A 26,763-nucleotide genomic window follows, 5' to 3' on the forward strand; every position below is an offset into this window, starting at 1 on the left:
CGCTCACGACGCGAGCGTGGTGTGGAAAGCCGACGTTCGGAGCGACCGACAGGTGGATTTATTTTCGACGCCGAAGACGAGCTACCATGTCCCAAACGAAAGTCGGCTACATCGGCGTCGATCACCACCACCGGGATCCGTACCTCCAGCTGTCGGCCAAGCTCCCGGTGGAGATGGTCGCCCTCTGTGAGCCGGGTAAGGAGTACACGGCGGCGGACATCCGACCGCACACCGATCGACCCGACGAGATCGCCACCGACGGAGCGGACATCGGCGCGATCGCGGAGCGAGCGGAGATCTACGCCGATCCGACGGAACTGATCGCCGACGCCGACGTGGACGTCATTTGGGTGACCTACCGAAACGACGAGGTGCCGGGATTCATCGACTCGGCGATCGAGCACGGCGTCGACGTGATCTGTGAGAAACCGCTGGCCCGAACCGCGGCAGACCTCCGGCCGCTCGCCGAACGCGCCGACGAGGCCGACGTGACGGTCGGCGTCAACTACATCTACCGCTACACGGCCGCCTCTCAGGCCCTCAAAGAGCGGGTAGACGGCGGGTTCTTCGGAGATATCTGGTCCGTCGACGGGCGATACATCGGGAGCAAACTCGACTACCGAAACCGATCACACTACATTTACGACGACGCGATCAGCCGCGGCGGCTCGCTGCAGTGGATCGGCATCCACTGGATCGACCTGTTCATGTACGTGTTGGGAGAGCCGATCGCGTCGGTGTGTGCACGGTCGAGAACGCCCTCGGACGGCGACATCGACGAGGGGATCATCGTCCAGTTCGAGACCGATTCGGGGATCATGGGTACCTTCCAGACGGGCTACTATCTCGGTGAGCCCGAAAAGGACACGCGCTTTGCCGTCTACGGCGAGAACGCGACTGCGGACACGCCTCTCCACCACAACCGCTCTCGCCGATCGACGGTCCCGCTCGACATCGTTTCGGACGGCGACGGGTGGGTGACGGCCCCGAAACGGCGAACCGAGTTCGAGTACGGCTACGAGCGGTTCCCGGCGTGGGGTGACTACGTCTGGAAGTTCTTCGCTGACTACTTCGACGGGCGCGAGTCCGGGGCGATTCCGGCCGACATCCACGATGCGGTCCGCGTCCTGTCGGTGCTCGATGCGGCGTACGAGTCGGTGGACGGGGACGGGTGGGTCGAGGTCGAGGGCGTCTGAGGCCGAAAACGACCTCAAATCATCAACAACGTTATTAGCGGACGGAAAGGAGATATGACCAATGCCTCTGTCGGACATCAGTGTTGTCGATTTGAGCCAGGCCGTTGCCGGACCGATCTGCGCGACGTTCATGGCGGATCTCGGGGCTGACGTGGTCAAGATCGAGCGACCCTCGGGTGACGTTTACCGGATCAACCGACGCGAGTTCAATGGAAAACCGTTCAACCCGCCCTTCGAACTGTACAACCGGAACAAGCGAGCGCTCGGCCTCGATCTTAAATCCGACGACGGGAGGGAACTCCTCTACGATCTCGTCTCGAAGGCTGACGTCGTCCTGCAGAATTGGCCCCCCGGCGTCGCCGAGAAGTTGGGCGCCGACTACGAGACGTTGACGGAGTATAAGGAGGAACTCATTTACGTGCACGTGACGGGCTACGGAGAGACGGGCCCCGACGCACGCAAGCCGGCGATGGATGCGATCATTCAACACCTCTCGGGCTTTTCGAGTCTCTTGGGGTACGACGACGATCGGCCGCCGATCCGTTCGCAGTCGTCGCTCGCCGATTTCTACGCCGGCTACAACGCGACCATTGCGACGATGGGTGCGATCCGCTACCGCGACAAGGGTAACGGCGGCCAGAAGATCGACATCTCGCTGTTGGAATCGATGATGCACAACATGGACGGCGCGTTCGAGTACTACACGAACCTCGGCGAGGAACCGGTCAAAGGCGGTCGAAACGGGTTTTTCAACCCGGACATGCTCTACGGTGCGGCCAAAGCCGACGATGAGTGGATCTGCGTCGCCTTGCTTTTGTACTCGGATCGCGTCTGGGAGGGACTCTGTCGCATCCTCAATCGGCCGGACCTCTACGGGAAGCCGGAGTATCAAGATGATGGCGCACGGGTCGAGGACGCCGAGTATCTGACCGGCCTCTTCGAGGAATGGTTGGCGACACAGCCGGCCGATGAGGCCATCGAGGTTCTCCTCGATCACGGCATCCCGGCGGCCCGCCACAACTCGGTCAAGGAAGCGGCGGAACTCGAACAGGTCGCAGCGCGGGACGTCTTCGTCGACGTCGAGCATCCGCGATACGGCGACCTCACGCTCACCGATACGCCGATTCGGATGTCGAAATCCGATCCGTCGATCGAGCGACCGGCCCCGCTGCTCGGCCAGCACAACCGCGAGATCCTCGAAGAACACGGCTACTCGGACGAGGAGATCGAATCACTGATCGAACGCGGCGTGTTGGTCTCCGAGGAACCGTGAGCAGCCACGGTCGATATAGCGGCGTTCGAAGCGCGCCACGAAAGGTTTAGAACGGTCTCGGGCGTTGGTTTTACCGTATGACGAAGACAGATCACGAGCGGCGTATCGTCGGCGGTTGGGAGGGTCGGTACTACGAGGATTTCGAGGTCGGGGACGTGTACAAACACCCGTACGGTCGGACGGTGACGGAGACGGACAACGTCTGGTTCACCAATTTGACGATGAACCTCAATCCGATGCATTTCAACGAGCCGTACGCGGCGGAGACGGAGTTCGGCGAGCGACTCGTCGACGGCACGTTCGTCATCGCGTTGGCGGTCGGGATGAGCGTTATCGACATCACCCAAAACGCGACGGCGAACCTGGGCTACGACGATATCCGCCATCACGCGCCGGTGTATCACGGCGACACGATCTTCGCCGAGAGCGAGGTGCTCGAAAAGCGCGAGAGTAGTTCCCGCGACCACGTCGGTATCGTCACGACGGAACTCCGCGCGTACAACGAGCGCGATGAAAAAGTGCTCTCGTTGAAACGGACGCCGATGGTGCTCAAACGCGAGTACGCCCAGCCATCGCCCGAACAGCCAACCGGCTGGCTTGAGGGCATCGGCACCCAACCGGAGGACGTATAACGCCCGACTCGTCGTTCGCACACGACGAATCAACGATATTCGGGCCTACGGGCGGACAGTACAACCGAATAGATCGTTATAGGTTGTTAACGTTCGGGACAGCCGCTCGCCCGGTCTTCGCATCTCGCGAATGGAAATTCGCCCGTAGTTCGCGACGCGAGAGAACGTGACGTTCGACGACGCGGAGCATACGAAGCACCAGTATGTGCCCGATATACAAGGTATACGGACTATAGTGAATATAATGAACGACTATGTGACGTTTCAACAGACGAACAGTCAGAAAGACGAACCGACGAGCCGGCCGCGTCTGGCGCATACGGACCGATTCTCGACGCGGATACGGGATATGTCGATTCGCGAGGCGGGGATTTTATATATCGCCCGCCGGTATTTGCCATCTATGGCAGCAACCCCCAACCGCCGAACGCTCGCCACGACGGAGACGTCACTTCGCGTCATCGAGGCGCTCAAGGACGTCGGTGGCGCCCGCGTGACCGAGCTCGCCGAGGAGATGGATCTCGCAGCGAGCACCGTTTACAGCCATCTCGCGACGCTCGAGGACGCCGGATACGTCATCAAGGACGGGGACACGTACCGGCTCGGATTGATGTTTCTCGATCTCGGCGAACACGTTCGAAAGAGCAACGAGTACTTTTCGCTCGCCGAATCGAAGGTCGAACAACTGGCCGAAGAAACGGGGGGACGCGCACACTTCATCGTCGAAGAGCACGGGCAGGGGGTCTACGTCTACACGAAGTCGGGTAAACACGCAGTGAAGACGTTCTCTCGCGACGGACGGCGGCTGGGGTTGCACCGGACGGCGGCCGGAAAAGCGATTCTCGCGGCCCTTCCGCGACGCCGCGTCGAGGAGATCATCGAACGACACGGGCTACCGCGGCGGACGAGCAACACGATCACCGATCCCGAGGTCCTGTTCGAGGAGCTCGACGCTATCAGAGCGCGGGACGGCATCGCGTTCAACAAGGAGGAACAGCTTCGTGGCGTTCGCGCGGCCGGAGCGCCGGTTCGAGGACCGGACGGATCCGTTATCGGCGCGCTGAGTGTGTCCGGTCCAACCCACCGAATGAAAGACGAACGGCTCCACGAAGAGGTCCCGAACGTTATTCTCGGGACGGCGAACGAACTCGAACTCGAAATCGAGTACGCGTAGTTCCGAACAGCATTACTACTGTTAGATATGGGGACCGTCAGCCGCTATATGTGATAACATAATTAAATTTGTTAGTATTTGCGAAATGCGAAAACCTATGATAACTGATATTCCACCACCGGCACGCGCGGTCTAACTGATAGTCCATCTCGCAGTCACAGCTGGCACGTTCCGTCGGCACCGTCAACTAAATATAAATACGAGAGGCCGAAACGGCGCCCATGAAGTTCGGAATATTCCCGACCGAAGGAGGCGCTAGCTGGGAGGGCGTCGACGAACAGTGTCGAACCGCCGAGGATCTCGGCTTCGAGTCGTGTTGGGTCAACGATCACCAAGTGACCGAAGACGACAACTACTGGCCGGCGCCGCTGATGCGCCTCGCAAGCGTCGGGACGGCGACGAATTTGGAACTCGTCACGTCCGTGTTGATCCTGCCGCTGTATCATCCGTTGCACGTCGCCCAGCAGGCGGCGATGCTCGACGTCATTTCGAACGGCCGCCTCACCCTCGGTGTCAGCCTCGGCTACGTCGAAAAGGAGTTCGAAGCGCTCGACGTTCCGATGGGAGAACGCGCTGGGCGGATGATCGAGGGGATTCGGTTCCTCGACGAGTTCTTCACTTCGGAGGAGCCGATCAGTTTCGAGTCCCCGTTCTTTTCGGTCGAGGAATGGGAACCGATGCCGCGGACGATACAACAGCCACGACCGCCGATCTGGGTCGGCGGCTGGGGTGACAAGCAGATCGGCCGATCGGTGAACTTCGGCGACGCGTGGGTCCCGGGTGTGGTCGCTGACCTCGACGAACTCGCGGTGCGCAAGGAGAAACAGCGGGCCTATATCGACGACGAGAACGCGTGGGACGACCTCGACCACCCGCTCATGCGGGAAGCTGTCATCGCCGAAACCCACGAGGAAGCCGTCAAGCTCGGCGAAAAATACCTGCACACGTCGTACGCGGCGGAGTACAGCGGCGCGTTTTCGCATCCGCTGTTGGATCCCGAGGACGTTCGCGACTTCGAGCAACTGGCGGAGGAACGCTTCTTCGTCGGTACCCCCGAAGCGGTGATCGAACAGATCGAGGCGATGCGCGATCGCATCCCGCTCGATCACCTCGCGCTACGGTTCCACCACAGCGGGATGGACCACGAGACCGTGCTCGAACAGATCGAACTGTTCGGCGACGAAGTCATCCCGGCGTTCGATTAGCTCGGGTGGCCATTCACCGAGAGCGAAGAAACGGTCGTCCGGGGGAAGGATCAATAGTTTCGCCGCCCTCGGTACGAGAGAATCATGCGCGAAGCCGAGATACCGACATTGCGGGAGTTCGAAACGTGGTTGAGCCTCTTTACTGACGGTCCGATTCCGGACGAACACCGCTGGCGGGCGTGGTTCTGCGTCGCCGAGTACGAACTGGAGGACTTCGAGGCGCTCTCGGAGACGCTTGCGGACAACGGCGCGTCCGGAAGCTTCGCTTTCCTCGGCCGTGACGCCGACGAACAGGCCGAGATCATCGACACACTCGATACCGAGGGCCACGAGATCGCGTTTCACTCCCACCGCCACCACACCTATGCGGACCTCTCCTACGACGACGCCCACGACGCCATCACCACAGGGCTGGCCGCCATCGAAGACGCTACTCGAATCACGCCCACCGGATTCTTCGTGCCGTTTTTGAAGGTGAGCGAGGGCGCGGTCACGGCCATCGAGGAAGTCGGATTCGACTGGATACTGGGCCGTCCCGAGCGAGACCCGGACGGTGTTGAAGTGCTCGATCCCGTCACCCCGTTCGATACGAGACGACTAGAGAACGACGACCCGGAGGAGGCGATGGCGCAGCTCCGTTCGGAAGCCGATGACGGCGAGGCACCCTTCCTGTTTCATCCGCCGGTCGTGGAGTACCACGACGGCCTCGACGCCTTCGGAGAATGGATCGCCGCCGTCGAACCGGTCTCCGTCGCCGACCAGTTGGCGACCGGCGGCACCGGCGTCGTCCTCGATTGCGTCCGCCCCGTCCGAATCCAGTAGGTTGGGACGAAGTGACACCGTTTATTGTCGTCGGTTCCGAAGCGCGCGTATGGACGAGACGATAGCGATCGTCGGCGGTGGGATCGCGGGCGCCAGCGTGGCCTATCACCTCAGCGAACGCACCGATGCGTCGATCACGGTGTTCGAGCGAAACGCCGTCGGGGCGGAGACGACAGCGCGGTCGACCGCGGTGTTTCGGCAGATGGGTGATTCGGCGCTCGATCCGATGAAGCGATACGGTATGCGACTATACAACGGATTTCTGTCCGAACCGAGAGCGAACCCGAGGCACCAGCTTATCGGCCGGTTCGAGGTAGCGACGGACGACGAGCACGCGGCCCCGTTACGCGCGGCCGAACCGCCGACCGGTGCGTACTTCGAGGGCGAGGAACTCGAAGACGTCGCCCTCGTTCCCGAACTCGAAACCGACGCCGTCACGGGTGCGCTGTACAACCCGAACGCCGGAGTATTCAGCCCCGTCGAACTCACTCACGAATTCGTCGAGCGCGCCCGGGAAAACGGCGTCGAGTTCCTGTCGAACACCGAGGTCGCGGACATCGAAACCGACGACGGGGGCGTGGCTGCGGTTCGTACCGCGGAGGAACGATGTCCGACGACGCGGGTCGTCTGTGCGGCCGGCCCCTGGAACCTCGCGGTCGGCCGACTCGCCGGACTCGAACTCCCGCTTCGACACACGCTCGCCCCGATCGCTCGATTGGAGCCGACGACCGAGTTACCCCACCCACTCCCCAACATCAAACACGGCGCGTCGGGGTACTACTTCCTCGGCCAGCCGGACGGGACGGTGTTGGTCGGCCACTCCCCCGGAAGCTACGCCGATGCGGGCACCGAGTACGAACCCGAGACGGTTCCGGATACGGTCCCGGACGAAGTTCGGTCGGGAATGACCGACGCGATCGAACGGTTTCTCCCGTCGCTTCTGGACGCCGAGATCGTCGAGGAGTGGGTCGGGATCAGATCGCTCACGCCGGACGGCCGCCCGATCGTCGGACCGACGGCCGTCGACGGCTTCTCGATCGTCGCGTTCAACTCCGAGGGGATCCAGCTTGCGCCGGCGACCGGTCGAGTCATCACAGCAAATCTCACGGACGAAACGCCACCCGACTACGCCGACGTCGTCTCGCCTTCGCGGTTCGACGGCGACTGGATGGAGGACTGATCGACGGATGGGTTCGGTGTTGATCGTCGGAGGTGGAATCGTCGGAGTGAGCGTCGCCTATCATCTGAGCCGGCGAGACGGGGTATCGGTGACGCTGTTCGAGAAGGGCGATACGCTGGGGGGCGAAACGACCGGAAAGTCGAGTCTCGGGCTCCGCCAGTACGGTACCGACGAGACGCAAGTCCGGATGAAGCGGTACGGAAAGCGGCTGTACAACGAATTCATGGCCGACTCGTCGGATATGCGGTACGAACCGACGGAGGTCATCCACGTTGCGACGACCGAAGCGGGGCGCGAGACGATCAAACGCACACAAGCCGGCGAGCACCCGATGGGATCACCCTCTGAGTGCGTCGAGGGGTCGGAGCTTCGGGACGTGCTCGTCGTCCCGGAGATCAGAGAGGAATCGATTGAGTCCGCCCTGTATCGCCCGAACGGTGGCTACTTCCGTTCCCCCGAATCGCTCGTACACGCCTTCGCGGACCGGGCAGCGGCCGCCGGAGCGACCATCGCGACCGGGACAGCGATAACGGACATCACAGTACGGGACGGTCAGGTCGAGGGTGCGATAGCCGACGGTGAACGACATACGGGAACCGTCGTCTGTGCGGCCGGCCCCTGGAACAATGCAGTCGCCGCGATGGCTGGCGTCGAGATTCCAGTCCGACAGCAACGACTCCACCTGCTGGAGTTGGAGCCGCCCGAACCGCTCACCCGGACGCTCCCGAAGATTCGCCACGTCGAAACCGGAGTTACGTTCCGAGGCCGCCCGAACGGCCGCGTTCTGGTGTATCACGCCGAGCCGGCCGAAGACCCCTACGCCGCCGCGGACGTGGTCGACCCGAACGACACTCCCGGCGTCTCCGAATCGATCAAATGTTCGATGCTCGAATCGGTAGAGACAGTTATGCCGGTCCTCTCGGGCGCCGAAGTGGTTCACGAGGACGTTGCCCACACCTCCCGGACGCCCGATGGGAACCCGATCATCGGCTGGACCGAGAGGCCCGGATTCACGATCGCGGCGCTGCACTCGCGGGGGATTCAGTACGCGCCCGCGATCGGTGATATCGTCACCAGACAACTCATCGACGACGACCCAACGGGGTATTACGCGGACGTTTCGATCGGTCGGTTCGACGGGTACGCGGACTCTCACGGCGCACGGTAGTGCTCCGACCGGCCACGAAGTTATTTGTAGAATCCGCCCGACGGTCGAGTATGGTCACGATCGATCTCCTCTTGGGCGGAATACCGGGGCGCACGGACGAGGGCTACCTCGGGCAGTCGTCGGTCGCTCTGATCGACGGCGAGACGGTCGTCGATACGGGCTCACTCGCACGCCGACCGATGCTCACGGACGCACTCGAGACCGCGGGTGTCGATCCGGCAGACGTCACGGACGTGTTGTTGACGCATCTCCACTTCGATCACGCCGACAACGTCGACCTGTTCTCGAACGCGACGATACACGTCTACGAACCGGAGATCGCCCGCGTCGAGAACGGCGAGTTCGACTGGGCGACATCCCGGTCGGTCACGGGGCTGCTGGATGGACGCGACGTCGTCAGATTCACCGAGGGCGAGGTGCTAGACGGGATCGACGCGGTCCACACCCCCGGCCACGTCGAGCACCACGTCTCGTATCTCATCGACGATGGGATGACCTACGGGCTGACCGGCGACGCGGTGAAGAACGTCCGCGAGTTCGAGACGCGAAACCCGTTCACGATCTACGACGACGGAATCGGTCGCGAGACGCTGGACATGCTGGCCGAACGCCTCGATTTCGTCGTCCCCGGCCACGACGTTCCGTTCTACGTTACCGACTCGGGCGAAGCGGCCCCCTGCGGCGACGTCGATCTCACGGTTCGGCTTCAACTCGGCGCGGACAGCGAGACGCACGTCGGCATCCGGAGCGATCGAGCGGACGTCCGAGCGCTCCCGGACGGGGTCCGCGGGATCGGCTCCAAACAGTCCTTCGAATAGCGTCGATCAGGCGCCGTCGAGACGCTCTGCCGCCTCGCGGCCGGCCGTCCGGCCGGAGGTGAACAGCCACAGGTGGTGGTGGCCGTGACCGAGCCGGAGCGGGCCGGCCGCCGTGTCGCCCGCAGCGTACAGCCCGTCGATCGACGACCCTTCCGCGTCGAGCGCTTCCGAGCGCGTGTTCACTGCGACCCCACCGTCGGTGATGAGCGAGTAGGGACGGATCGGACCGAGCGCGTAGTAAGACGACGAGTCGAGCGGGGCCGAAAACTCCGGCCGGCCGTATCGATCGACCCGTTCGCCGGTCGCCGCATCGTTGTACCGATCGATCGTCGCCACGAGCGTCTCGGGAACCATCCCGGCCGCGTCGGCCAGCGCAGCCGGATCGGCCGCCGAAACCAGATACTCGGTTTCGGCGTAGTCGTCGACGTAGGCGTACGCCGATCCCGGGAAGGTCGAAACGTAGTCGGGCCACGACGAGAACGAGTCGGCGACGTCGGCGTCGAAGACGAGATAGCAGGCACCGTCGATCACCATGTGGGTCGACGAGAACAGCTGGTCGTAGTCCGAGAGTTCGTTCACGTACCGATGGCCGTTTCCATCCGTGAGGATCGCCCCGGCGTCGGTCAACGCGGGGACGCTCGGCTCCGTCCACAGCGGCTCGCCGACCCGAAACGACAGCCACTGCAGGTCCATATTTCGGAGTTTCGCACCGACGTTTCTCGCCATCCGATGGCCCGCACCGGAGCCGTGCTCGCTGACCTGTGGCGCATGGTGATCCGTCGTGAACGTCCGCCTGAGTTCTCGGTCGGCCACGAATCCGCCAGTTGTGAGAACGACGCCGCCGAGAGATCCGAATTCGGTGCCGTCCTCCGTTCGAACACCGGCGACCTCGCCGCCATCGGTCAACAGACCGGAGACCGTCGTGTCGGTTCGAACGTCGACGCCCGCCTCCCGGACGGCCTCGCCCAGCACCTCGGCGTACGCCTCCGTATCGGGTTGGACGTTGTGCATTCGCGGGACGCGGTGTGGCGGTTCGGGGTAGGGACCGTCGAACCGCAACCCCCGCTGGCGAAGCCACTCGAACGTCTCGGCGCCGCGTTCGACCATCGCCCGACGGAGAGCGAGGTCGTCTTTTTCCAGGAGAGCACCCTGTCGATCGAGGTTCAGGTGGCGCGGCGACTCGATCGCTTGGCGGACGAACTTCCCGATGTCCTCGACGTGTGCGTCGACGGAATCTCTGATGCCTGCGTCGGCCTGCAGTTCGGTTCCGGTCGCCGAGTAGCTCCCGATCGACATCGCGGTCGCACCGCCGAGGTCGCCGGTGCGCTCGAGAAGGAGCACGTCGGCTCCGAGTTCGCGCGCCGACAGCGCGGCGGCGAGTCCGGCTCCGCCGCCGCCGACGACGATCACGTCAGTCGTTTCCGCTGCATCCGGATGGGTCATATCGCATCAATCCATCGAGTACACTTAGCTGTAGCCCCGGACTCGCGAGCGGTTCGATCCTCAAGATCGACTGCCACCGACCGCCGGCAGTAGGTTGAATAGGGAACGCTACGAGCGGGGAACCATGGCAGAACGAACCGGAAAGTTGGCGTACATGGTGGAGCCGGAGAACGTACAGATCAAGGAGTATCCCGTCCCCGATCCGGAGCCCGGGGCGGTGCTCACGGAGGTCGAGCGGGCGAACGTCTGCGGGTCCGAACTCCACATCTGGAAGGGACATCACCCGGAGGTCAAAGACGGCGCGCTCGGGCACGAGGCGCTCTGTCGAGTCGAAGAGATAGGTGAGGGCGTCGAGACGGATTACGCAGGAAATCCGATCGAACCGGGCGATCTGGTCGCCCCGGCGTACTTCATTACGTGTCGAAAGTGTCCGGCCTGTCAGAACGGGCAGTTCAACCTCTGTGAAAACGCGTACAAACACTGGTCTAAGTCGCCCGAAGAGCCGCCGCACTTCCACGGTACCTTCGGGACGCACTACTACATCAACCCCGACCAGTACTTCTACAAGATACCCGACGGGTTGGACGAGAACGTCGCCGCGGGCGCGAACTGCGCGCTGTCGCAGATGATCTTCGGGATCGACAAGGTCGATCTCTCCCAAGGCGAGACGGTCGTCGTTCAGGGGGCCGGCGGGCTCGGACTCAACGCCATCGCCGTGGCGAAAGAGCGCGGCGCGAACGTGGTCGTGATCGAGGGGATCGATCGCCGACTGGAGCGCGCCGAGGCGTTCGGCGCCGATCACACGATCGACTTCCGGGAGTACGAAACCGTCGAGGCGCGCGCCGATCGAGTCAAGGAGCTGACCGACGGCGTCGGTGCCGACGTCGGTATCGAGGTCGCGGGCGTGCCTCCGGCCTTTTCGGAGGGAATCCACCTCGTCAGAAGGGGCGGCCGGTACCTCGAGGTCGGTAACGTCAGCCCGGGCCACACCACTGAGTTCGACCCCGGATTGCTCACGCGGCGGGCGATCGAGATCCAGCCCGTCGTTCGGTACGATCCGTGGTATCTGCGACTCGCCCTCGAGTTCCTCGACGAGCACGCCGAGGACTACCCGTACGACCGGCTGATCGACACGGAATTCGACCTCCTCGACGTCTCGGAGGCGCTAGAACGCTCCGAGAGCCGCGAGGTCACTCGGGCGACGCTGCTGCCACACTGAGGGGGCGATACGCGATACGCGTTTCGCCTCAGTGAACGGTTCGCGCGAGTGCGCGGATCGTCCGGGATACCCGGAGATACGAAATCCCGGGAAACGACGGTAAGGCCCGTTCCAACGACCGATTTTTTGAACGGACGACCTTCGTCGTGGGTATCCCTCGATCACCTCGAAACGTTCTCGAGGCCGAAACGGGCCCGTTCGTACCCGTCAGAGAGGATTTCGACGCCGCCTGTGAGTCGCTCGTTGGCATAGACCCGTCCGGCCTCGGCCCGAGGAGCGAACCTATGGGTGCGGTCCGACTTCCTCACCATCGTGTTCGAGATATTCGGACACGATGCTCATTATACCGGCGGGCCGATGCCAGGATAGTCGATGTCGGAAGCGGAGGCAGGTTTAATACGCCCGTCGACGACCCACCGAACATGTCAAAGGTAGCGTACGATTTCGACGGGGACACCGTGATCGTCACGGGCGGGACCTCGGGCATCGGGCGGCGGATCGCACGGGACTTCGGGGACGCCGGGGCGACGGTACTGATCGCGGATGTCGACTCGGAACCGGGAGGTGGCTCCGATCCGACCCACGTCGCGATCGAGGACGCGGGCGGAACCGCGGCGTTCGTCGAGACGGACGTTTCCGATCCCGACCGAATCGCGTCGGTCGTCGAGGCGGCGCGCGACTACGGCGGGGTAGACGTGATGGTCAACAACGCCGGGATTATCGCCCGTAAGGGGCTGTTGGAAGCGACGCCCGAGGAGTACGATCGCGTTCAGGCGATCAACGCACGAGCCGTCCTCTTGGGTTGCCAGTACGCCGCCGCGGACATGATCGACCGGGAGGTCGAAGGCGCGATTCTCAACACCGCCTCGATAAGTTCCGAACACTCGCTGCACGACCACATCAGCTACGACGCATCGAAGGGCGCGGTTCGGATGATCACCCGGACGGCCGCCCTCGATCTCGCCGAGCACGGCATTCGCGTGAACGCGATCGCGCCCGGATTCACCGCGACGCAGCTTTCGGCGTCGGGGCCGGAAGGCGTCCGGGAGGCCGTCGAATCGGGAGAGATCATGAAGCCGGTCCCGCTCGGTCGTGCCGCCGAACCCGAGGAGATCGCCTCGGCTGCCCTGTTTTTGTGTAGCGGCGCGGCCTCCTACGTGACCGGCGAACAACTCTACGTCGACGGCGGCTACCAGATCATCTGAGCGGGAAGGGACCCCAAGAACCAATATTCGAACGGCGCTACGACGGACAATGACGATATATTTCGAGGATCTGTCGATCGGGGACCGGTACGAGGTGGGCGAGTACACGGTCACGAAAGACGAAATCATCACCTTCGCCGAGCAGTTCGACCCACAGCCGTTTCACACCGACGAAGACGCCGCGAAGGAGTCTGTGTTCGGCGAACTCGTCGCGAGCGGGCTCCACACGCTGTGTCTGTCGGTTCGGCTGTTCGTCACCGATTTCGTCAACTGCGACGACGGCTTGGCGAACATGGGCGGAATCGGGATGGACGATCTCCGATGGCACGAGCCGGTTCGCCCGGGCGAGACGCTCCGCGTCGAGGTCGAAGTGATTGAAAAAACGCTGTCGGAGAGCCACGACAACCGCGGCTACGTCGAGTTCGAGCGACACATCTACACCGGCGACACCGAGGTGATGACAGTGCGATCTTACAACATCGTTCGGCGGCGATCGGCTGCCGAGTGATCTCGGGGGCGGCCGTCGATCGGGCGACGGTCACGACTGACCCTGAGAACTATTACCACCGGTTTCGAACGGGACGAGCATGGCCGAGTTTCCAAGCGACGGATGGGCACAGGCGGTAGCGGCGACGGTGAACGACGACGCGGAGTTCGCGCGGATAGCCCGGGAGTTCGATGCGACCGTTCGCTTCGATTTCGGCGAGGACGCGTACGCGTTCGAACTCGGCGGTGGAACTGTTCGATCGGTCCGGGACGCGACGGCGTTTTCGCGTTGGGATGTCGCCGTGCGGGCCCCGATGGACACCTGGGAGACGTTCCTCTCGGAATCGCCGCCGCCGTTCTACAACGACCTCCGGAGCGTCTGGACCCAACATGACATGACCATCGAGGGCGACGTGTTGACTGCGATCCAACACTGGCGACCCCTGAAGTATCTCGTCGCCGTGTTCGGTGAGGTGCGCCGATGACGCTCGGCGAGGACGTCGAGAACGGCCACCACGACCCGATCGAGGGACGATACGTGTGGCTCGAATACGACGACGAGACCTACCGAACGTTCTACGAGATCGCCGGAGACGGCGACATCCCGCTGCTCGTACTCCACACCGCGGGTGCGGATTCGAGGGAGTACCGCCACCTGCTCTGCGACGAGCGGCTCCGCGAGCAGTTCACCATCTACGCGTTCGACATGCCGTGGCACGGGCGGAGCTATCCGCCGCTGGCGGATCGGTGGTGGGAGCGCGATTATCAACTCACCACGGACTTCTACGCGGGGTTCATCGTTCACCTCGCGCGGACGCTCGAACTCGAGGACCCGGTCGTGATGGGCTGTTCGATGGGCGGTGAGATCATCCTCGAGTTGGCGAGCACGTACGCCGAGGAGGTGCGGGCGGTGATCGGCCTCGAGACGACCGACTTCGTCCCGAGCGATCGGGGCTACATCGACGACTTACAGGACATCCTCACGCACCCGAAGGTCGACCAGGAGGTGTTCAGACCGGAGTGGATCCTCGGGTTGCAGGCCCCGCAAAGTCCCGAGCACAACAAACGCGAGACGTGGTGGATCTACAGTCAGGCCGGCCACGGCGTCTACGCCGGCGACATCGACTTTTACGCCCGCGAGTGGGACGCCAGAGAGCGGGTCGAGGAGATCGACACCGACGAGTGCGGCGTGTACCTGCTGACAGGCGAGTACGACTTCTCCGGCCGACCTGAGGACACAGAACGCGTGGCCGAGCGGATCGACGGCGCGACGATCGAGATCATGGACGGGATGGGCCACTTTCCGCCGGTCGAAAATCCCGAGGCGTTCCGCGAGTACCTGTATCCGATCGCCGACGAGATCGTCGAGAAATAACGAACCGATCCGCACGTTGATCGAGGCGAAAATTGCAGTGGCCAACCGAGGGAAAGAGATCCTCAGACTGACCGAGAACAAAGGCGTTATGTCCGGATGAGATAGTTGCCTGCGTCGGTTATCGTTGCCTCACTATCCGGTGGAAGTACTATCGTGGTGTTTTGATCGTCGATGAACGCCGGGCCTTCGATCGAACGACCGGTCGTGAGTCGCTCAGAGCGATAGGCGGGACAGGCTAGCAAGGACCGTCCGAAGTATGCCTCCCGTTTGGAGTATAGTGCCGGACCGGAGGCGTCGGACATCGACGAAACGGGCGTTGAGAGCGATTCTCCACCGTCGGTCGATCCCCTCGCATCGACTCGCCATTTGAGAAACTCGACACTCTCCTCGGGCATGGCGTATCCGAACGTGGAATCGTGTCGGTCGTGGAACCGCTCGACAAGCCGCTGTTCGTCATCGGTCCGGATCCGTGAAGCCGGGAGCTCGATCTGAAGTTCGTCCATCTGTTGTGGATATCGAGCATCAGCGTAAAACGACAGCGACTGCTCCGCTTGTTTGATTCCGGCCCGATCGAAGAAATCTCGAGCGTCCGATTCGAGCTCGGTGAGCGTGCCGTTGACCCCGTCGTGGTCGAAGTGCTCGCTGTCGGTGAAGACACTCGAAACGAAGTCCCGGCGAATGTCCGAGGACAGTCCACCGATCGAACTGACGACGCCAGCGTCCTTCGGAAGCGCGATATCGTCGATCTGTAGTTGACGGGCAAGTTCGACCACGAACGTTCCGAGCGCACCGCCGCCTCCGCTGAGGACGTAGTTCCGTGGATCGATTCCCTGTTCTATGGTCACGGTTTTGATACCGTTTACCATGTCTTGGATCGTGGTTCCGTAGATAGAGTAAGCAGCTTCGAGTGCGGTCAGACCCAGTCTGGATCCGATGCGCTCTCGAATAGCTCGCTCGGCTTCTCGTCGGTCGAGTTTCATCTCGCCACCCAGAAAATAGTCGGGGTTCAAATAGCCGAGAACGAGTGCGGCATCGGTGACTGTGGGCGATTCGTTCCCGTGGCGATAACACACCGGCCCGGGATCGGCACCGGCGCTTTCAGGTCCGACTCGAAGGAGATTCCCGTCGTCAACCCACGCGATAGAGCCGCCGCCGGAACCGATACTCTTTATCCCGACTTTATCGATCCCGAGCATGTAGTGGTCACCGACGACCGCATCCGTACTACGGGGGATCGATCCATCGGTGACGACACACATATCCAGACTGGTGCCGCCCATATCGAGCGCGATAACATCGTTCGAATGGAGTTCGTTCGTCGCCAATTGCCGGGTGGCGACGGGAAGCATCGTGGGGCCAGCGTCGACGGTCCAGATCGGCCTGTCGGCGACCTCCTCGCTTCCCATCACCCCACCGTTTGCGGTGATGATGAGTGGATCGCCCTCGAACCCTCGGGACCGGAGTTCGTTCGAAAGACGTGACAGATAGGAGTTCACCAGCTCGTACACCGCGGCGTCTAGCGCGGTCGAAGACGTTCGTCGGTGTTCCCGGATCGTGGGATTGACTTCGTGACTGAGCGCGTAGTGTACATCTGGTGCGAGATCGTCCAGCAGTTCCCCGATCCGTTTCTCGTGAGCGGGGTTCGTATGCGACCACAACAGCGAGACTGCGACGGCGGTAACGTCGTCGTCGCGGATCTGTTCGATGATATCCTGAAGCTGTGTTTCATCGAGTTTCGTTTCGATATCGCCCTCGGCAGTCGTTCGCTCGGTAACGCCGTACGTCGACTCCCTGGCCACGAACGGGTCCGGAAACGGACGCCACTCGTAGGTGTTTTTTTCGATTTCAGGGCGAAGCCAGAGGATATCACGGAAGCCCGCCGTCGTAATCAGCGCCGTCTCCTGGGTGGTCCCCTCGATAATCGCGTTGGTCGAAACCGTCGTTCCGTGAACGAACTGCTCCGTGTCTGCGAGTAGCTCCCGAACAGTCACGTCGTAGCTGTCTGCTACTTTTTCGACGCTGTCGATGATCCCCCGAGTAAAGTCCTCCGGCGTTGTCGACGTCTTGAACGAGTCCGCGTTACCGGAGTCGCTCCGGATATACAGGTCGGTAAACGTTCCACCTACGTCGACGCAGATTCGATACGTCATCGCGTTTCCCTCTGCTCGTCGCGAAGCAAGCGTGTCGTTTCCTCGTCTATTTCGAATCGAGTCTCGGTTTCGGAAATCGCAACGCCATACGCCGTACGCGCTCGTTCGGGGCTAATCAACCCATTCTTGACATCCGCCAGCACTCGACGGCGGTCCCGGGAAAACGGATCGCCGTATCCACCGGATCCGGAGTCTTCGATTACAACCGTCTCATTCGGCCCGATCGCCTCGACGCCGAAATACGGGAGGTCGATTTCGCGTCCGTCGCCCGTGATTTTCCGAAGCCGTGAGAACGCAGCCTCGCCGCCACCGAGGATTCCGCGAGCGGGAGAATCGCGGTGGTTTCCCGTGTACGCCAGGTTCATCGAGCGTTGTCGAGGTTCTATCACGTTGATCGATCCGGGGGCTCCGCGCCACTTGCCTGCCCCTTCCGAATCGGGGCGAAGTTCACTCCTCCTGACGAGGATCGGGAATTTCCCCTCGTCGAGTTCGATACTGTCGCGGTTCGGAACTGCACCGCCGCCTGGCGACGTGTAAGTCAACCACCCGTCGTACTCGAAGCCAGCCGGTCCGCCGCCAGCAGTGAGAAATATCTGATTGATATACTCTTCGTCGTCGCGGCGAAAGTCCACCCCCGAAATCACGGGATAGTCGAGGATACCGGTCGTCGCCTCGCTCAGTCCGTGTGGCTCCCCGAGCTCACCGAAGGCAGCCTGCACCGCATTGATCAGCACGTGACAGACCTCGGTGGTCGCGACCGCGGTTCCGGCAGGATACGTCTGTTTGCCGATTATTTTCCCCTCGTCCATCTCGATCTGAATCGGTTCGATGGCACCGTGATTGTGTGGGATATCCGTGTCGAGGTTATTGAAAATACCCGCATACACGGCGGCCGTCGTTGTCGCTTCGGAGAGATTGAATCCCGACGGAACCGCTTCCATATTTTCCGTGAGATCGACCGATATTTGTTCCGCGTCCGGATCGATGGATAATTTCACCCGAACCTCGACCCCATCTGGAGCGCCCGGGATCGGATCGTGATACGCCGAGTATTCGAGATCCCGTTCGGGAAGGTCGGCGATGTGCTTTCGCATCATTCGATTTCCGTATTCGAGCCACGCATCGACGAAATCTCGGATTCGGTCGACGCCATACTCCTCACAGATCTCTTCGAGACGCGTTTCTCCTTTGCGTACTGCGGCAACTTGTCCCCGGTAGTCACCGAGCCACTGCGTTTCACCGAGACGGACGTTGAGTGCTATCATTCGGACGATATCCGTACGATCCTCGAAGTCTTCTTGAATACGAACAGCCGGGAAGTGAGGACCCTCTTGGTAGATGTTCTCTGCTTTGGCCGGGTACGTCGTTGGTTCCGGTGCACCGACATCGGCCTGGTGGGCTCGGTTTATCACCCAAAACAGCGGTTCGTCCTGATAAAACACCGGGACGGATAGCGTATAGTCGGCGTGGTGTGTTGAGCCGGCGTACGGCGAATTGGTGAGAAAACAATCACCGGGAGAGATATGGTCGAAATGCTCAAGGATATATTCCGGCGTTAAATGCAGATTCGCAGCGTGCACGGGGAGTCCTTCATCGATCATGAACTGGCGTCCATCGAAGAGGGTGAAGCCGGACGAGAAGTCTCTCGCCTGTGCGATGACGCCCGATCGGGCAGACTTTTTCAGCACCTGTGAGACTTCACGGGTGGCCATCTCGAATTTTTTCGAGAGCACGCTCATTTCGAACGGATCGATTCCATAATCTACATTCGGTCCTCGTTCGGCGTTCATCTTGCTGAACGATAGCAATAGTCGTATTTATCCTTTTGTTTACCGCAGTCTACCGGTGGAGGTTCGGGATCCGATACACCGAGACAACGCCGTCGACACTACACGGCTGGTGGAGCCGGTCGGGGGACGACGTCCACCGGCTACGAAGCCGTTAAGTGTGCGAGGTGCGTCCAATACCCAACGTGACATCCCCAATATCGATCCGTCGCAAACGGCGGTGGAAGAGATCATGAACGAAGAACGCTACGACATCGTCATCGTCGGCTGTGGCGTCGCCGGACTCACGGCCGGGCTTCGGGCGTCGGAACTGGGCGCGTCGGTGTGCATCCTCGAGAAGTCGCCGAAGAAACACCGCGGCGGACACACGCGATTCACCGAATCGTTCCGCATCCCCGCGGCGGACATCGATCTCGACGTGGAGTTCAACGTCCCCGATTACACGAGTTCGGACTTCTACACCGACATCATGAACGTCACCGACTATCGGGCCGACCCGGATCTCGCCGACAAGGTCGCGAACGGCTCCGCGGAGACCTTCGAGTGGATGACCGAGCACGGCATCGACTGGGAGTATCAAGCGCCGCATCCCGGCTACACCGCGGGCCGCGTCTGGCTCGACGGCGAGCAGTTCGTCGACGAGCTGGTCGAGTTGGTCGAAGACGAGGGCGGCGAGTTCTTCTACGAGGCCGAAGCCCGCTCGATCGTCCGAAACGACGCCGGCCGCGTCGTCGGCGTCGACGCAAGGGTCGGGTGCGAGGCGACGCGCTTCGAGGGCGACGCCGTCATTCTCGCCGCCGGTGACTACGGGTCCAGCAAGGAGAAACGAACCCGGTACTACGGCCCCGGCTACGGGAACATGAAGGTCCGCGGCAGCCGGTACAACACCGGCGAGGCGATCGAGGCCGCGATGGACGTCGGCGCGAAGTCCGACGGCGAGTGGGGCGATGCGCACATGGCGCTCATCGACGCCGGGTCGCCGGACGTCGAGGGCGGGATCACCCGCATCGACGGCTACCAGTACGGGCTCATCATCAATCACGACGGCGAGCGGTTCGTCGACGAGGGACAGGACTCTCGGGCGCACACTTACGCGAAGTTCGGCCGCCGGATCTTCGAACAGCCCTACCACGAAGCGTTCATCGTCGTCGACTCGAAGGTCGTTGACGACGTCGCACACATGGGGCCCTCGCGGGCTATCACCGGCGATTCGATCGAATCGCTCGCGAACCGCCTCGGGATCGAGAGGGTCGACAAGACCGTCGAGACGGTCGAGGCGTACAACGCGGCCTGCGATCCGGACGCCGCAGACAGCTACGACGCGAACAGCCTCGACGGCAACGCCACCGACGGGCTCGATCTCCCGAAGTCGAACTGGGCGCTCCCGCTCGACGAGCCGCCGTACACCGGCTACCCGGTCACGGGCGGCATGACGTTCGCCTTCGGCGGCGTCGCGACCAACACGGACGCCGAGGTGCTCGACACCCGCGACGATCCGATTCCGGGGCTGTACGGCGCGGGCAATGCGACCGGCGGGCTGTTCTACGGGAACTACCCCGGTGGGACCGGCCTCACGAACGCCGCCGTATTCGGGAAAATCGCCGCCGAAAACGCGGTTGACGATCGTCGGAACTGACACATCGATCCGAGAGCGGTTCCGTTCTTCCCTCGTTACTGACGTCATGGAGGTCGGGAGTCGTCGAATAACCCGCTTCACGATTACGACAGATCGATCGACCTCGGAGGGATACGTCTCATCGGACGCCGCGTCGGGGGGGTCGTCCGCATGGGCTCGATGGCCTCCCCGAGCGTCGTCCCGGAATCGGGGTCGGTCGTCACGATCAGCGTCGCCGGGGGCCAGCGTATCCGCCCGCACGTTTTTCATGGGCGGCGGCGAAGCCCTCGACATGCGATTCGAACCGACGGACGTTCAACGGGCGCTGCGCGAGGAAGTGCGGTCGTTCGCGGCCGAGGAGATCGCTCCGATCGCGGCCGAATGCGACCGCACCGGCGAGTTCCCCGACGGCGTGCTCGACGACCTGGGCGAGATGGGATTGACGGGGCTGACTCTCCCCGAGGAGTACGGCGGGGAAGGGGCGGGGCTCGTCGAACTCGTCATCGCGATCGAAGAGCTCTCGACGGCCATGATGCCGGTCGCGAGCGCGCTCGCGTTGCATCTGGGGGTCGCCACGGTCGTCGAACGGTTCGGCACCGACGGACTGAAAGACGAACTGCTCGCCGAGATGGCGAGCTACGACACCGTCGGCGCGCTCGGCTACTCCGAGGACGACGCCGGCAGCGACAAGAGCCGGATGGAGACGACCGCCGAGCACGACGGCGACGAGTGGGTCATCGACGGCCACAAGCGCTGGGTGACGAACTTCTTCGACGCGGACTACGTCCTCACGTACGCGAAGACCGGACCCGACGCCGACGCGCCCCGAAACGTGAGCGCCTTTCTCGTTCCGTCCGACGAGTTCGAGGTCGACCACGTCTGGGACACCCTCGGCGCGCGAGCGCTCAAATCACCGCGGGTCACGCTCTCGAACGTGCGAGTGCCCGACGAGCGTCGCGTCGGCGAGGTCGGATCGGCCGCGATCGAGCGCGGAACGGTCTACAACGGCGTCAACGTCCCCGCCAGAGCGGTGGGGATCGCCAGGGCCGCCCTCGAGGATACGATCGAGTACACGGCCGACCGCGAGCAGTTCGGCCGGTCGGTCGGGGACTTTCAGGGCGTCCGATGGCGGGTCGCGGAGATGGCCGGAAACGTCGATGTCGCGCGATTGCTGACGCTGCGGGCCGCTGATCTGGCCGATCGCGGCGGCGACTCGAAACGCGAACTCGCGATGGCGAAGATAGACGCGACGGAAACTGCCGTCGAGGTCACGAACGAGGCGCTCCAGCTCCACGGCGGCGTCGGCTACACGGCTTCGAAGGACATCGAGCGGTACCTTCGGGACGCGCGGCTGTTGACTATCGCCGGCGGGCCGAACGAACTGCACCGAAACACGCTCGCTGATGCCGTCTACGGGGAGAAATAGCCGCTTTCGGATCCTACGCCGCGACCGGATCGTCCGGCAGTGCCTCGTCGGGAACGACGCCGTCGTCCCACCCCCGGAGCTCGTAGTACTCCTCGATCCCGCGGTCCAGTTCGGGGACCTCGTACGGAAGCACATCGTCCGAATCGTCGAAGCCACGCCGGTTGTTGAAGTGTCGTTCGAGCGTGACGGTCCGCGCGCCGACGTCGAGCAGGTCCTCGAAGTCCGCGCCGAAGAGCGTCTCGTATCGCTCTTGGTTCATATAGTCGCGGGAGAACTTACAGACGATACCGCTGTCGTTGAGCGCCATCAGGTTCTCCCGTTCGATGAGGCGTTCGGCCTTGCCGTCCATGCCCGTCGGCTCCATCGCTTCGCTGGCCTCGACGAGCGGGTACTCGACTGAGTAGAAGGTCGCGTACATGTGGTCGGCACCGCGATTCGCGACGGCATATGAGAGCGCCTGCCCATGGAGGACGCGGCCCTCGTGGGCTGCGAAGTCCATCCCCTTGACCGACCAGTTCCCGACGCCCAGCTCCTCGTGCGCCCGATCGATCCCCTCCGCGAGCGTGTCGCCGATCCCATCGCGGTGGGCGATCTTCTCGACGAGATCGTGGATGAGTTCGGTGTTCCCGAACTCGTCCTCGCTGTCGAGGTAGGCGGCGATCGTGTTGCCGGCCGAGATCGAATCGAGCCCGTAGCGGTCGCAGAGTTCGTTCGAGATCATCACGTCGACGATGTCGTCGACGCCGCTGTTGGAGCCGAAGGCCATCGCCACCTCGAATTCGGGCCCCTCAGTCTCGACGCCGCGCTCCTCGTCGCGCGTCGGGAGTTTGCAGGCGAACGCACAGGACGAACAGGTCCCCTTCTTGTACTTTTTCATCTCTACGGCGTCGCCGTTGATCCCCTCGACGCCCTCGAAAGACTGCTCGGAGAAGTAGTACGACGGGAGGCCGTCGATTTCGTTCGCGAGATCCATCACGGCGACGGTCCCTTGGCGTTTCATGATGTGGTCGTCCGTGGCCGCCTCGCGGTGAATCTCCATTTGCGTGGCTGGAATCTCGATCTCCGGGCGGGAGTCGCCCTCGACGGTGAGCGCCTTGAGATTCTTCGAGCCCATGACAGCGCCCAGCCCGCCGCGACCGAACGCGCGCTCCTCTGTCGTCATGATGGAGGCGAACCGGACCTCGTTTTCGCCGGCCGGGCCGACGATCGCCGTCTTGTCGCTCTCGATCCCGTGTTCGGATTCGAGGTATGCGGCCGTCTCGGGAACGGTCGCACCCTCGAGGTCGGGCACCGCTTCGAACTCGACGGCCTCGTCGGTGACGTGGACGATCGTGAGTTCGTCGGCGCGACCGGTGAACTCGATCGCGCCGTAGCCCGTGTCGGCGAAGTTCCGCGACATGAAGCCACCGGCGTTCGAGGAGACGAGCCCGTCCGTGAGCGGCGAAACGGCCGTACAGTTCATCCGGCCGGTGAAGCTCATCGTCGCGGTCTGCATCGGACCGGTGGTGAATATCAGCCGATTCTCCGGGCCGAGCGGGTCGGCATCGAAGGGCGTGCGGTCGTGAGCGAGCTTCGTGGCGAGCCCACGTCCCCCGATGTATCGCTTCGAAGCGTCCTCGATATCCGTCTCCACGGTCGTCGACCCCTCCAGGTCGACCGTCAACAGCGGGCTCGGATTGTGTAGCATACACGGGGTTCCGTTCCGCGACCCGATAAATGTTGATACGACGGCGAGATCCAGTAGGCGCCCTGTGGCCGCCCCGATCGCGGTCTATCAGGTCCGAAAGCTACCCCGTGCGACGGCGACCGCTTCACCCTCCTCGTCCTCGACGATGATGTCGGCGACAGCGACTGAGCCGCCGAATCGAAGCACTTCCGCCTCGGCGGTCAGATCGCTCGTCGCCGCGGCGAGGTAGTCGATCCGCAGGTCGATCGTGAACGCCGGGCGTGTTTCCTCGAACTGCGACATTACGGCTGCGGCACCCACGTTGTCGGCGAGCGCGAAACTCGCCGCACCGTGCATCGTGACGAATCGACCGGTGTTGAACGTGAGTTCCTCTCGAAAGGGAAGCCGGGCTCTCGCGTGACCGTCTTCGGCGTCGGTGATCTCCATGCCGAGAAACTCGGTCATGGGCATTCCGTTGATGAACTCCGGCGGGTTCGATGGCATCGGTATCGAACTCCCGTCCCGGGACGTTAAATCGTTTCCGTCGCCCCGGCTGGAGATCGATCACTCGAGGAGGTGTCGCCACCGATCCCCGCCGTCGAACGGGGTGTACAGCGAGACGCGGTCGACGTGCTCGTAGCGCTCCTCCAGCGCCGCCCGGAGATCCGGCCAGTCGGCTTCGACGCTGAACGCCTCGAGCATCTCGTCTGTGACGTGCTCGCCGAGTTCGTCCCACCGTCCCGCGGTCGAGAGGTCGTGGAGCGTATCGGAGACGTCGCCCCAGCCGTGAACGTCGAAGATCGTTCGATACGTCCGCGTCGAGCCGTAGAAGCCGATCTGCTGGCGGACCGCTTCTCGGGCCTTCTCGCGTTCCTCCCCCCGTCCGGTGATGGCGAACGTCTGTGCGGACAGCGTCACCTCGTCGGGGTCGCGATCGCCGATCGCCGCCCCCTTCTCGACGTTCGGAACGACGACCTCCTCGATGTACTCGGGGGAGTTGATCGGGTGAATGTGCAATCCGTCACAGAGATCGCCCGCGAGTTTGAGGTTGAACGGGTTGACGCCGGCGACGTAGATCTCCGGCGGGGCGTCGCCGGACGGCTCCGGCCGGAAATCCTCCGGGCAGAGCGTGATCTCGTAGAAGTCGCCGCGGAAGTCGACCTCCCCGCCCGATTCCCAGACGTCCCACAGGTGTTTGAGCACCTGGACGTACTCACGAAGGCGCGGGCCCGGTTTCTCCCACTCGAACTCGACCGAGAAGCGCCGCTCCATGTGGCCTTTGACCTGTGCGCCGAGACCGAGAAGCAAGCGACCGCCGGTGAGCTGTTGGATGTCCCTCGCGGTGTAGGCGGTCACCATCGGGCTTCGCGGGAACGCCACGGCGATGGCCGATCCGATATCGATGTCGTCGGTTCGTGAGCCGGCGGCCGTCAACAGCGTGTAGGGCGAGCGCTTCGTCTCCGTGACCCAGAAGCCGTCGAATCCCATTCGCTCGGCGGCGGCAGCGATGTCACCGATCTCCGTGATCTCCGGCGACGGCGTGTACGCGTCGATTCGCATACACGTGGTACCGCCGGTGGTGTAAAATAGGTTGGCGTGGAAGCCGTCGAATCGACCCGGTCGACCTATGAGTCGTTGATGTAGACGGTGATCCGCTCGATCGCCTCGTCGGCGTCGTCGAACTCGAACACGTCACAGAACGCCGCCTCTGCCGGGTCGCCGTCCGGACCCGTACCCGTCACCACGCCGGCGGTCACGGAAACGTCGTCGTCGTGGATCCGTCGCTGCACGTCGTGGGTCGAATCCGTCACGGACCGGTGGTCGGTGATGTAGGCCGCCAGACCGTCGAACCCCTCCAGCGGGCCGGCCAACGATTCGTAGACGAAGTCGTCCGAAAGCGCCGGGCGGGCGAGTTCGGGATCCGTCTCGTCCAGTGCGGCGAAGTACGCGTCGATCAGCTCGTTTCTGGTGTCGGTCGGCATGGTAGAGCGATCTTCGCGCAGCGGCTTAAAATGAACCGTGTGTTGAGGAACGCATACGTTCCCTTTTTTTATCCCCCATCGAGAACGTCCGGTATGAATGCGACCGACGAGTGGTACGACGTGTCACGAATCACCGATAAAAGCTATTCCATACTCGAAGCCGACGATTACGGAATGTTTCTCATCGAAGGGGAGGACCGGGCAGTGCTCGTCGACGCCGGCGCGGGCGTCGGGGACCTCCGCGGATTGGTCACGGACCTCGTCGACACGCCGATAACGCTCGTCGTCACGCACACGCACTGGGACCACATCGGCGCGGCCAGCCAGTTCGACGACGTGCTCGTGAGCCCGCTCGAACTCCCGCCGGACGGCCGAATCCGAATCGACAGCCTCTCCGACGAGTTCGTCCACCGCCCGACGCAGTTCACGAACCGGTGGGTCGACGCCGGCAACGAACTCCCCGGCGATCTCGCCCCGGACGAACACACGATCGACCCCGCCGACGCCGACCCGCTTCCCGCCGACGGACTGATCGACCTCGGCGATCGCTCACTCGAGGTGATCGAATTTTCGGGCCACGCGCCCGGCCACTTCGGCCTCCTCGATCCGGCGACGAAGACCCTCTACGGCGGCGACGTGATTCACTTCGATCACAACCTCTACATCATGTTCGAGGACTGCGATCTCGAAGCCTACGTCGACTCGATGGCGCGCCTCAAGGAACTGCGCGACGACGGCGCGTTCGACGTCCTCGCGACGAGCCACAACGAGCCGATTTCCGGGGACGACCTCGGGATCGTAGACGAGTTACTCGACGGGCTTCGAGAGATCGCGGCGGGCGAGCGCGAGTACGAGATCGTCGAGACCGACTGGGGGGAGGCTCGCTCCTACGAGATCGGCGACTCCGAAGTGCTCACGAAAACGACGATTTAAATTCGCGT

General features: G+C 62.9%; 24 protein-coding genes. 17 read left to right on the forward strand and 7 right to left on the reverse strand.

Annotated elements, in window-relative coordinates; all coding sequences use genetic code 11:
- Nucleotides 1-86 precede the first annotated feature (86 nt).
- The 9 genes from R6U53_RS13215 to R6U53_RS13255 all read left to right on the forward strand — a co-directional run bounded on the left by R6U53_RS13215 (nucleotide 87) and on the right by R6U53_RS13255 (nucleotide 9,468).
- On the forward strand, nucleotides 87-1,196 hold the full coding sequence (locus R6U53_RS13215) for a Gfo/Idh/MocA family protein (RefSeq protein ID WP_410322839.1): 1,110 nt from the start codon (nucleotides 87-89) through the stop codon (nucleotides 1,194-1,196).
- Between the two features lie 61 nt (nucleotides 1,197-1,257).
- Nucleotides 1,258-2,469: a CaiB/BaiF CoA transferase family protein gene (locus R6U53_RS13220; RefSeq protein ID WP_410322840.1), complete on the forward strand. Its 1,212-nt coding sequence runs from the start codon at nucleotides 1,258-1,260 to the stop codon at nucleotides 2,467-2,469.
- A gap of 77 nt (nucleotides 2,470-2,546) precedes the next feature.
- The gene (locus tag R6U53_RS13225; protein WP_410322841.1) at nucleotides 2,547-3,101 is read left to right on the forward strand and encodes a MaoC family dehydratase; all 555 of its coding nucleotides are present in this window, start codon (nucleotides 2,547-2,549) and stop codon (nucleotides 3,099-3,101) included.
- Between the two features lie 403 nt (nucleotides 3,102-3,504).
- Nucleotides 3,505-4,275, forward strand: coding sequence for an IclR family transcriptional regulator (locus R6U53_RS13230; protein WP_410322842.1), 771 nt, complete (start codon nucleotides 3,505-3,507; stop codon nucleotides 4,273-4,275).
- Between the two features lie 221 nt (nucleotides 4,276-4,496).
- Nucleotides 4,497-5,480 carry an LLM class flavin-dependent oxidoreductase gene (locus R6U53_RS13235; RefSeq protein WP_410322843.1) on the forward strand — a complete coding sequence of 328 codons (984 nt, stop codon included), beginning with the start codon at nucleotides 4,497-4,499 and terminating at the stop codon, nucleotides 5,478-5,480.
- An 84-nt stretch (nucleotides 5,481-5,564) separates the two neighbouring features.
- Nucleotides 5,565-6,302 (forward strand): polysaccharide deacetylase family protein, encoded by a 738-nt coding sequence (locus R6U53_RS13240; RefSeq protein WP_410322844.1) that lies wholly within the window; start codon nucleotides 5,565-5,567, stop codon nucleotides 6,300-6,302.
- Between the two features lie 49 nt (nucleotides 6,303-6,351).
- The gene (locus R6U53_RS13245) at nucleotides 6,352-7,482 is read left to right on the forward strand and encodes an NAD(P)/FAD-dependent oxidoreductase (RefSeq protein WP_410322845.1); all 1,131 of its coding nucleotides are present in this window, start codon (nucleotides 6,352-6,354) and stop codon (nucleotides 7,480-7,482) included.
- A gap of 7 nt (nucleotides 7,483-7,489) precedes the next feature.
- The gene (locus R6U53_RS13250) at nucleotides 7,490-8,650 is read left to right on the forward strand and encodes an NAD(P)/FAD-dependent oxidoreductase (RefSeq protein WP_410322846.1); all 1,161 of its coding nucleotides are present in this window, start codon (nucleotides 7,490-7,492) and stop codon (nucleotides 8,648-8,650) included.
- A gap of 50 nt (nucleotides 8,651-8,700) precedes the next feature.
- The gene (locus R6U53_RS13255; RefSeq protein ID WP_410322847.1) at nucleotides 8,701-9,468 is read left to right on the forward strand and encodes an MBL fold metallo-hydrolase; all 768 of its coding nucleotides are present in this window, start codon (nucleotides 8,701-8,703) and stop codon (nucleotides 9,466-9,468) included.
- A gap of 6 nt (nucleotides 9,469-9,474) precedes the next feature.
- Here the strand turns inward: R6U53_RS13255 and R6U53_RS13260 are convergent, their stop codons facing one another.
- The gene (locus tag R6U53_RS13260; protein ID WP_410322848.1) at nucleotides 9,475-10,911 is read right to left on the reverse strand and encodes an FAD-dependent oxidoreductase; all 1,437 of its coding nucleotides are present in this window, start codon (nucleotides 10,909-10,911) and stop codon (nucleotides 9,475-9,477) included.
- Between the two features lie 124 nt (nucleotides 10,912-11,035).
- Here R6U53_RS13260 and R6U53_RS13265 point away from each other — a divergent pair, with 124 nt between their 5' ends.
- The 5 genes from R6U53_RS13265 to R6U53_RS13285 all read left to right on the forward strand — a co-directional run bounded on the left by R6U53_RS13265 (nucleotide 11,036) and on the right by R6U53_RS13285 (nucleotide 15,196).
- Nucleotides 11,036-12,130: a zinc-binding dehydrogenase gene (locus R6U53_RS13265; protein ID WP_410322849.1), complete on the forward strand. Its 1,095-nt coding sequence runs from the start codon at nucleotides 11,036-11,038 to the stop codon at nucleotides 12,128-12,130.
- 422 nt (nucleotides 12,131-12,552) lie between these two features.
- A complete protein-coding gene (locus R6U53_RS13270; protein ID WP_410322850.1) occupies nucleotides 12,553-13,335 on the forward strand; it encodes an SDR family NAD(P)-dependent oxidoreductase in 783 nt (260 codons plus the stop codon).
- A 49-nt stretch (nucleotides 13,336-13,384) separates the two neighbouring features.
- A complete protein-coding gene (locus R6U53_RS13275; RefSeq protein WP_410322851.1) occupies nucleotides 13,385-13,843 on the forward strand; it encodes a MaoC family dehydratase in 459 nt (152 codons plus the stop codon).
- A gap of 79 nt (nucleotides 13,844-13,922) precedes the next feature.
- A complete protein-coding gene (locus tag R6U53_RS13280) occupies nucleotides 13,923-14,306 on the forward strand; it encodes a hypothetical protein (RefSeq protein WP_410322852.1) in 384 nt (127 codons plus the stop codon).
- Nucleotides 14,303-15,196 carry an alpha/beta fold hydrolase gene (locus R6U53_RS13285; RefSeq protein WP_410322853.1) on the forward strand — a complete coding sequence of 298 codons (894 nt, stop codon included), beginning with the start codon at nucleotides 14,303-14,305 and terminating at the stop codon, nucleotides 15,194-15,196. Before R6U53_RS13280 ends, R6U53_RS13285 begins: the two co-directional genes overlap by 4 nt.
- A gap of 86 nt (nucleotides 15,197-15,282) precedes the next feature.
- Here R6U53_RS13285 and R6U53_RS13290 read toward each other — a convergent pair whose 3' ends face one another.
- Together R6U53_RS13290 and R6U53_RS13295 are read right to left on the reverse strand one after the other, a co-directional pair.
- Nucleotides 15,283-17,346 carry a hydantoinase/oxoprolinase family protein gene (locus tag R6U53_RS13290; protein WP_410322854.1) on the reverse strand — a complete coding sequence of 688 codons (2,064 nt, stop codon included), beginning with the start codon at nucleotides 17,344-17,346 and terminating at the stop codon, nucleotides 15,283-15,285.
- On the reverse strand, nucleotides 17,343-19,136 hold the full coding sequence (locus tag R6U53_RS13295; protein ID WP_410322855.1) for a hydantoinase B/oxoprolinase family protein: 1,794 nt from the start codon (nucleotides 19,134-19,136) through the stop codon (nucleotides 17,343-17,345). The genes R6U53_RS13290 and R6U53_RS13295 overlap by 4 nt, the downstream gene beginning before the upstream one ends.
- 229 nt (nucleotides 19,137-19,365) lie before the next feature.
- Here R6U53_RS13295 and tcuA point away from each other — a divergent pair, with 229 nt between their 5' ends.
- Together tcuA and R6U53_RS13305 are read left to right on the forward strand one after the other, a co-directional pair.
- Nucleotides 19,366-20,769: an FAD-dependent tricarballylate dehydrogenase TcuA gene (gene tcuA / locus R6U53_RS13300; RefSeq protein WP_410322856.1), complete on the forward strand. Its 1,404-nt coding sequence runs from the start codon at nucleotides 19,366-19,368 to the stop codon at nucleotides 20,767-20,769.
- 271 nt (nucleotides 20,770-21,040) lie between these two features.
- Nucleotides 21,041-22,174 (forward strand): acyl-CoA dehydrogenase family protein, encoded by a 1,134-nt coding sequence (locus R6U53_RS13305; protein ID WP_410322857.1) that lies wholly within the window; start codon nucleotides 21,041-21,043, stop codon nucleotides 22,172-22,174.
- A gap of 13 nt (nucleotides 22,175-22,187) precedes the next feature.
- On the opposite strand, the gene R6U53_RS13310 is transcribed toward R6U53_RS13305, so the two are convergent.
- The 4 genes from R6U53_RS13310 to R6U53_RS13325 all read right to left on the reverse strand — a co-directional run bounded on the left by R6U53_RS13310 (nucleotide 22,188) and on the right by R6U53_RS13325 (nucleotide 25,822).
- Nucleotides 22,188-23,861: an aldehyde ferredoxin oxidoreductase family protein gene (locus tag R6U53_RS13310; protein WP_410322858.1), complete on the reverse strand. Its 1,674-nt coding sequence runs from the start codon at nucleotides 23,859-23,861 to the stop codon at nucleotides 22,188-22,190.
- A gap of 87 nt (nucleotides 23,862-23,948) precedes the next feature.
- Nucleotides 23,949-24,344, reverse strand: coding sequence for a PaaI family thioesterase (locus tag R6U53_RS13315; RefSeq protein WP_410322859.1), 396 nt, complete (start codon nucleotides 24,342-24,344; stop codon nucleotides 23,949-23,951).
- A gap of 60 nt (nucleotides 24,345-24,404) precedes the next feature.
- Nucleotides 24,405-25,400, reverse strand: coding sequence for a TIGR03617 family F420-dependent LLM class oxidoreductase (locus R6U53_RS13320; protein ID WP_410322860.1), 996 nt, complete (start codon nucleotides 25,398-25,400; stop codon nucleotides 24,405-24,407).
- Between the two features lie 65 nt (nucleotides 25,401-25,465).
- Nucleotides 25,466-25,822: a nuclear transport factor 2 family protein gene (locus R6U53_RS13325; RefSeq protein ID WP_410322861.1), complete on the reverse strand. Its 357-nt coding sequence runs from the start codon at nucleotides 25,820-25,822 to the stop codon at nucleotides 25,466-25,468.
- Nucleotides 25,823-25,915: 93 nt separating this feature from the next.
- On the opposite strand from R6U53_RS13325, the gene R6U53_RS13330 reads away from it, so the two are divergent.
- The gene (locus R6U53_RS13330) at nucleotides 25,916-26,755 is read left to right on the forward strand and encodes an MBL fold metallo-hydrolase (protein WP_410322862.1); all 840 of its coding nucleotides are present in this window, start codon (nucleotides 25,916-25,918) and stop codon (nucleotides 26,753-26,755) included.
- Nucleotides 26,756-26,763: the final 8 nt, after the last annotated feature.

The organism is Natronomonas sp. (genome assembly GCF_046483325.1).
Taxonomy (GTDB): Archaea; Halobacteriota; Halobacteria; order Halobacteriales; family Haloarculaceae; genus Natronomonas.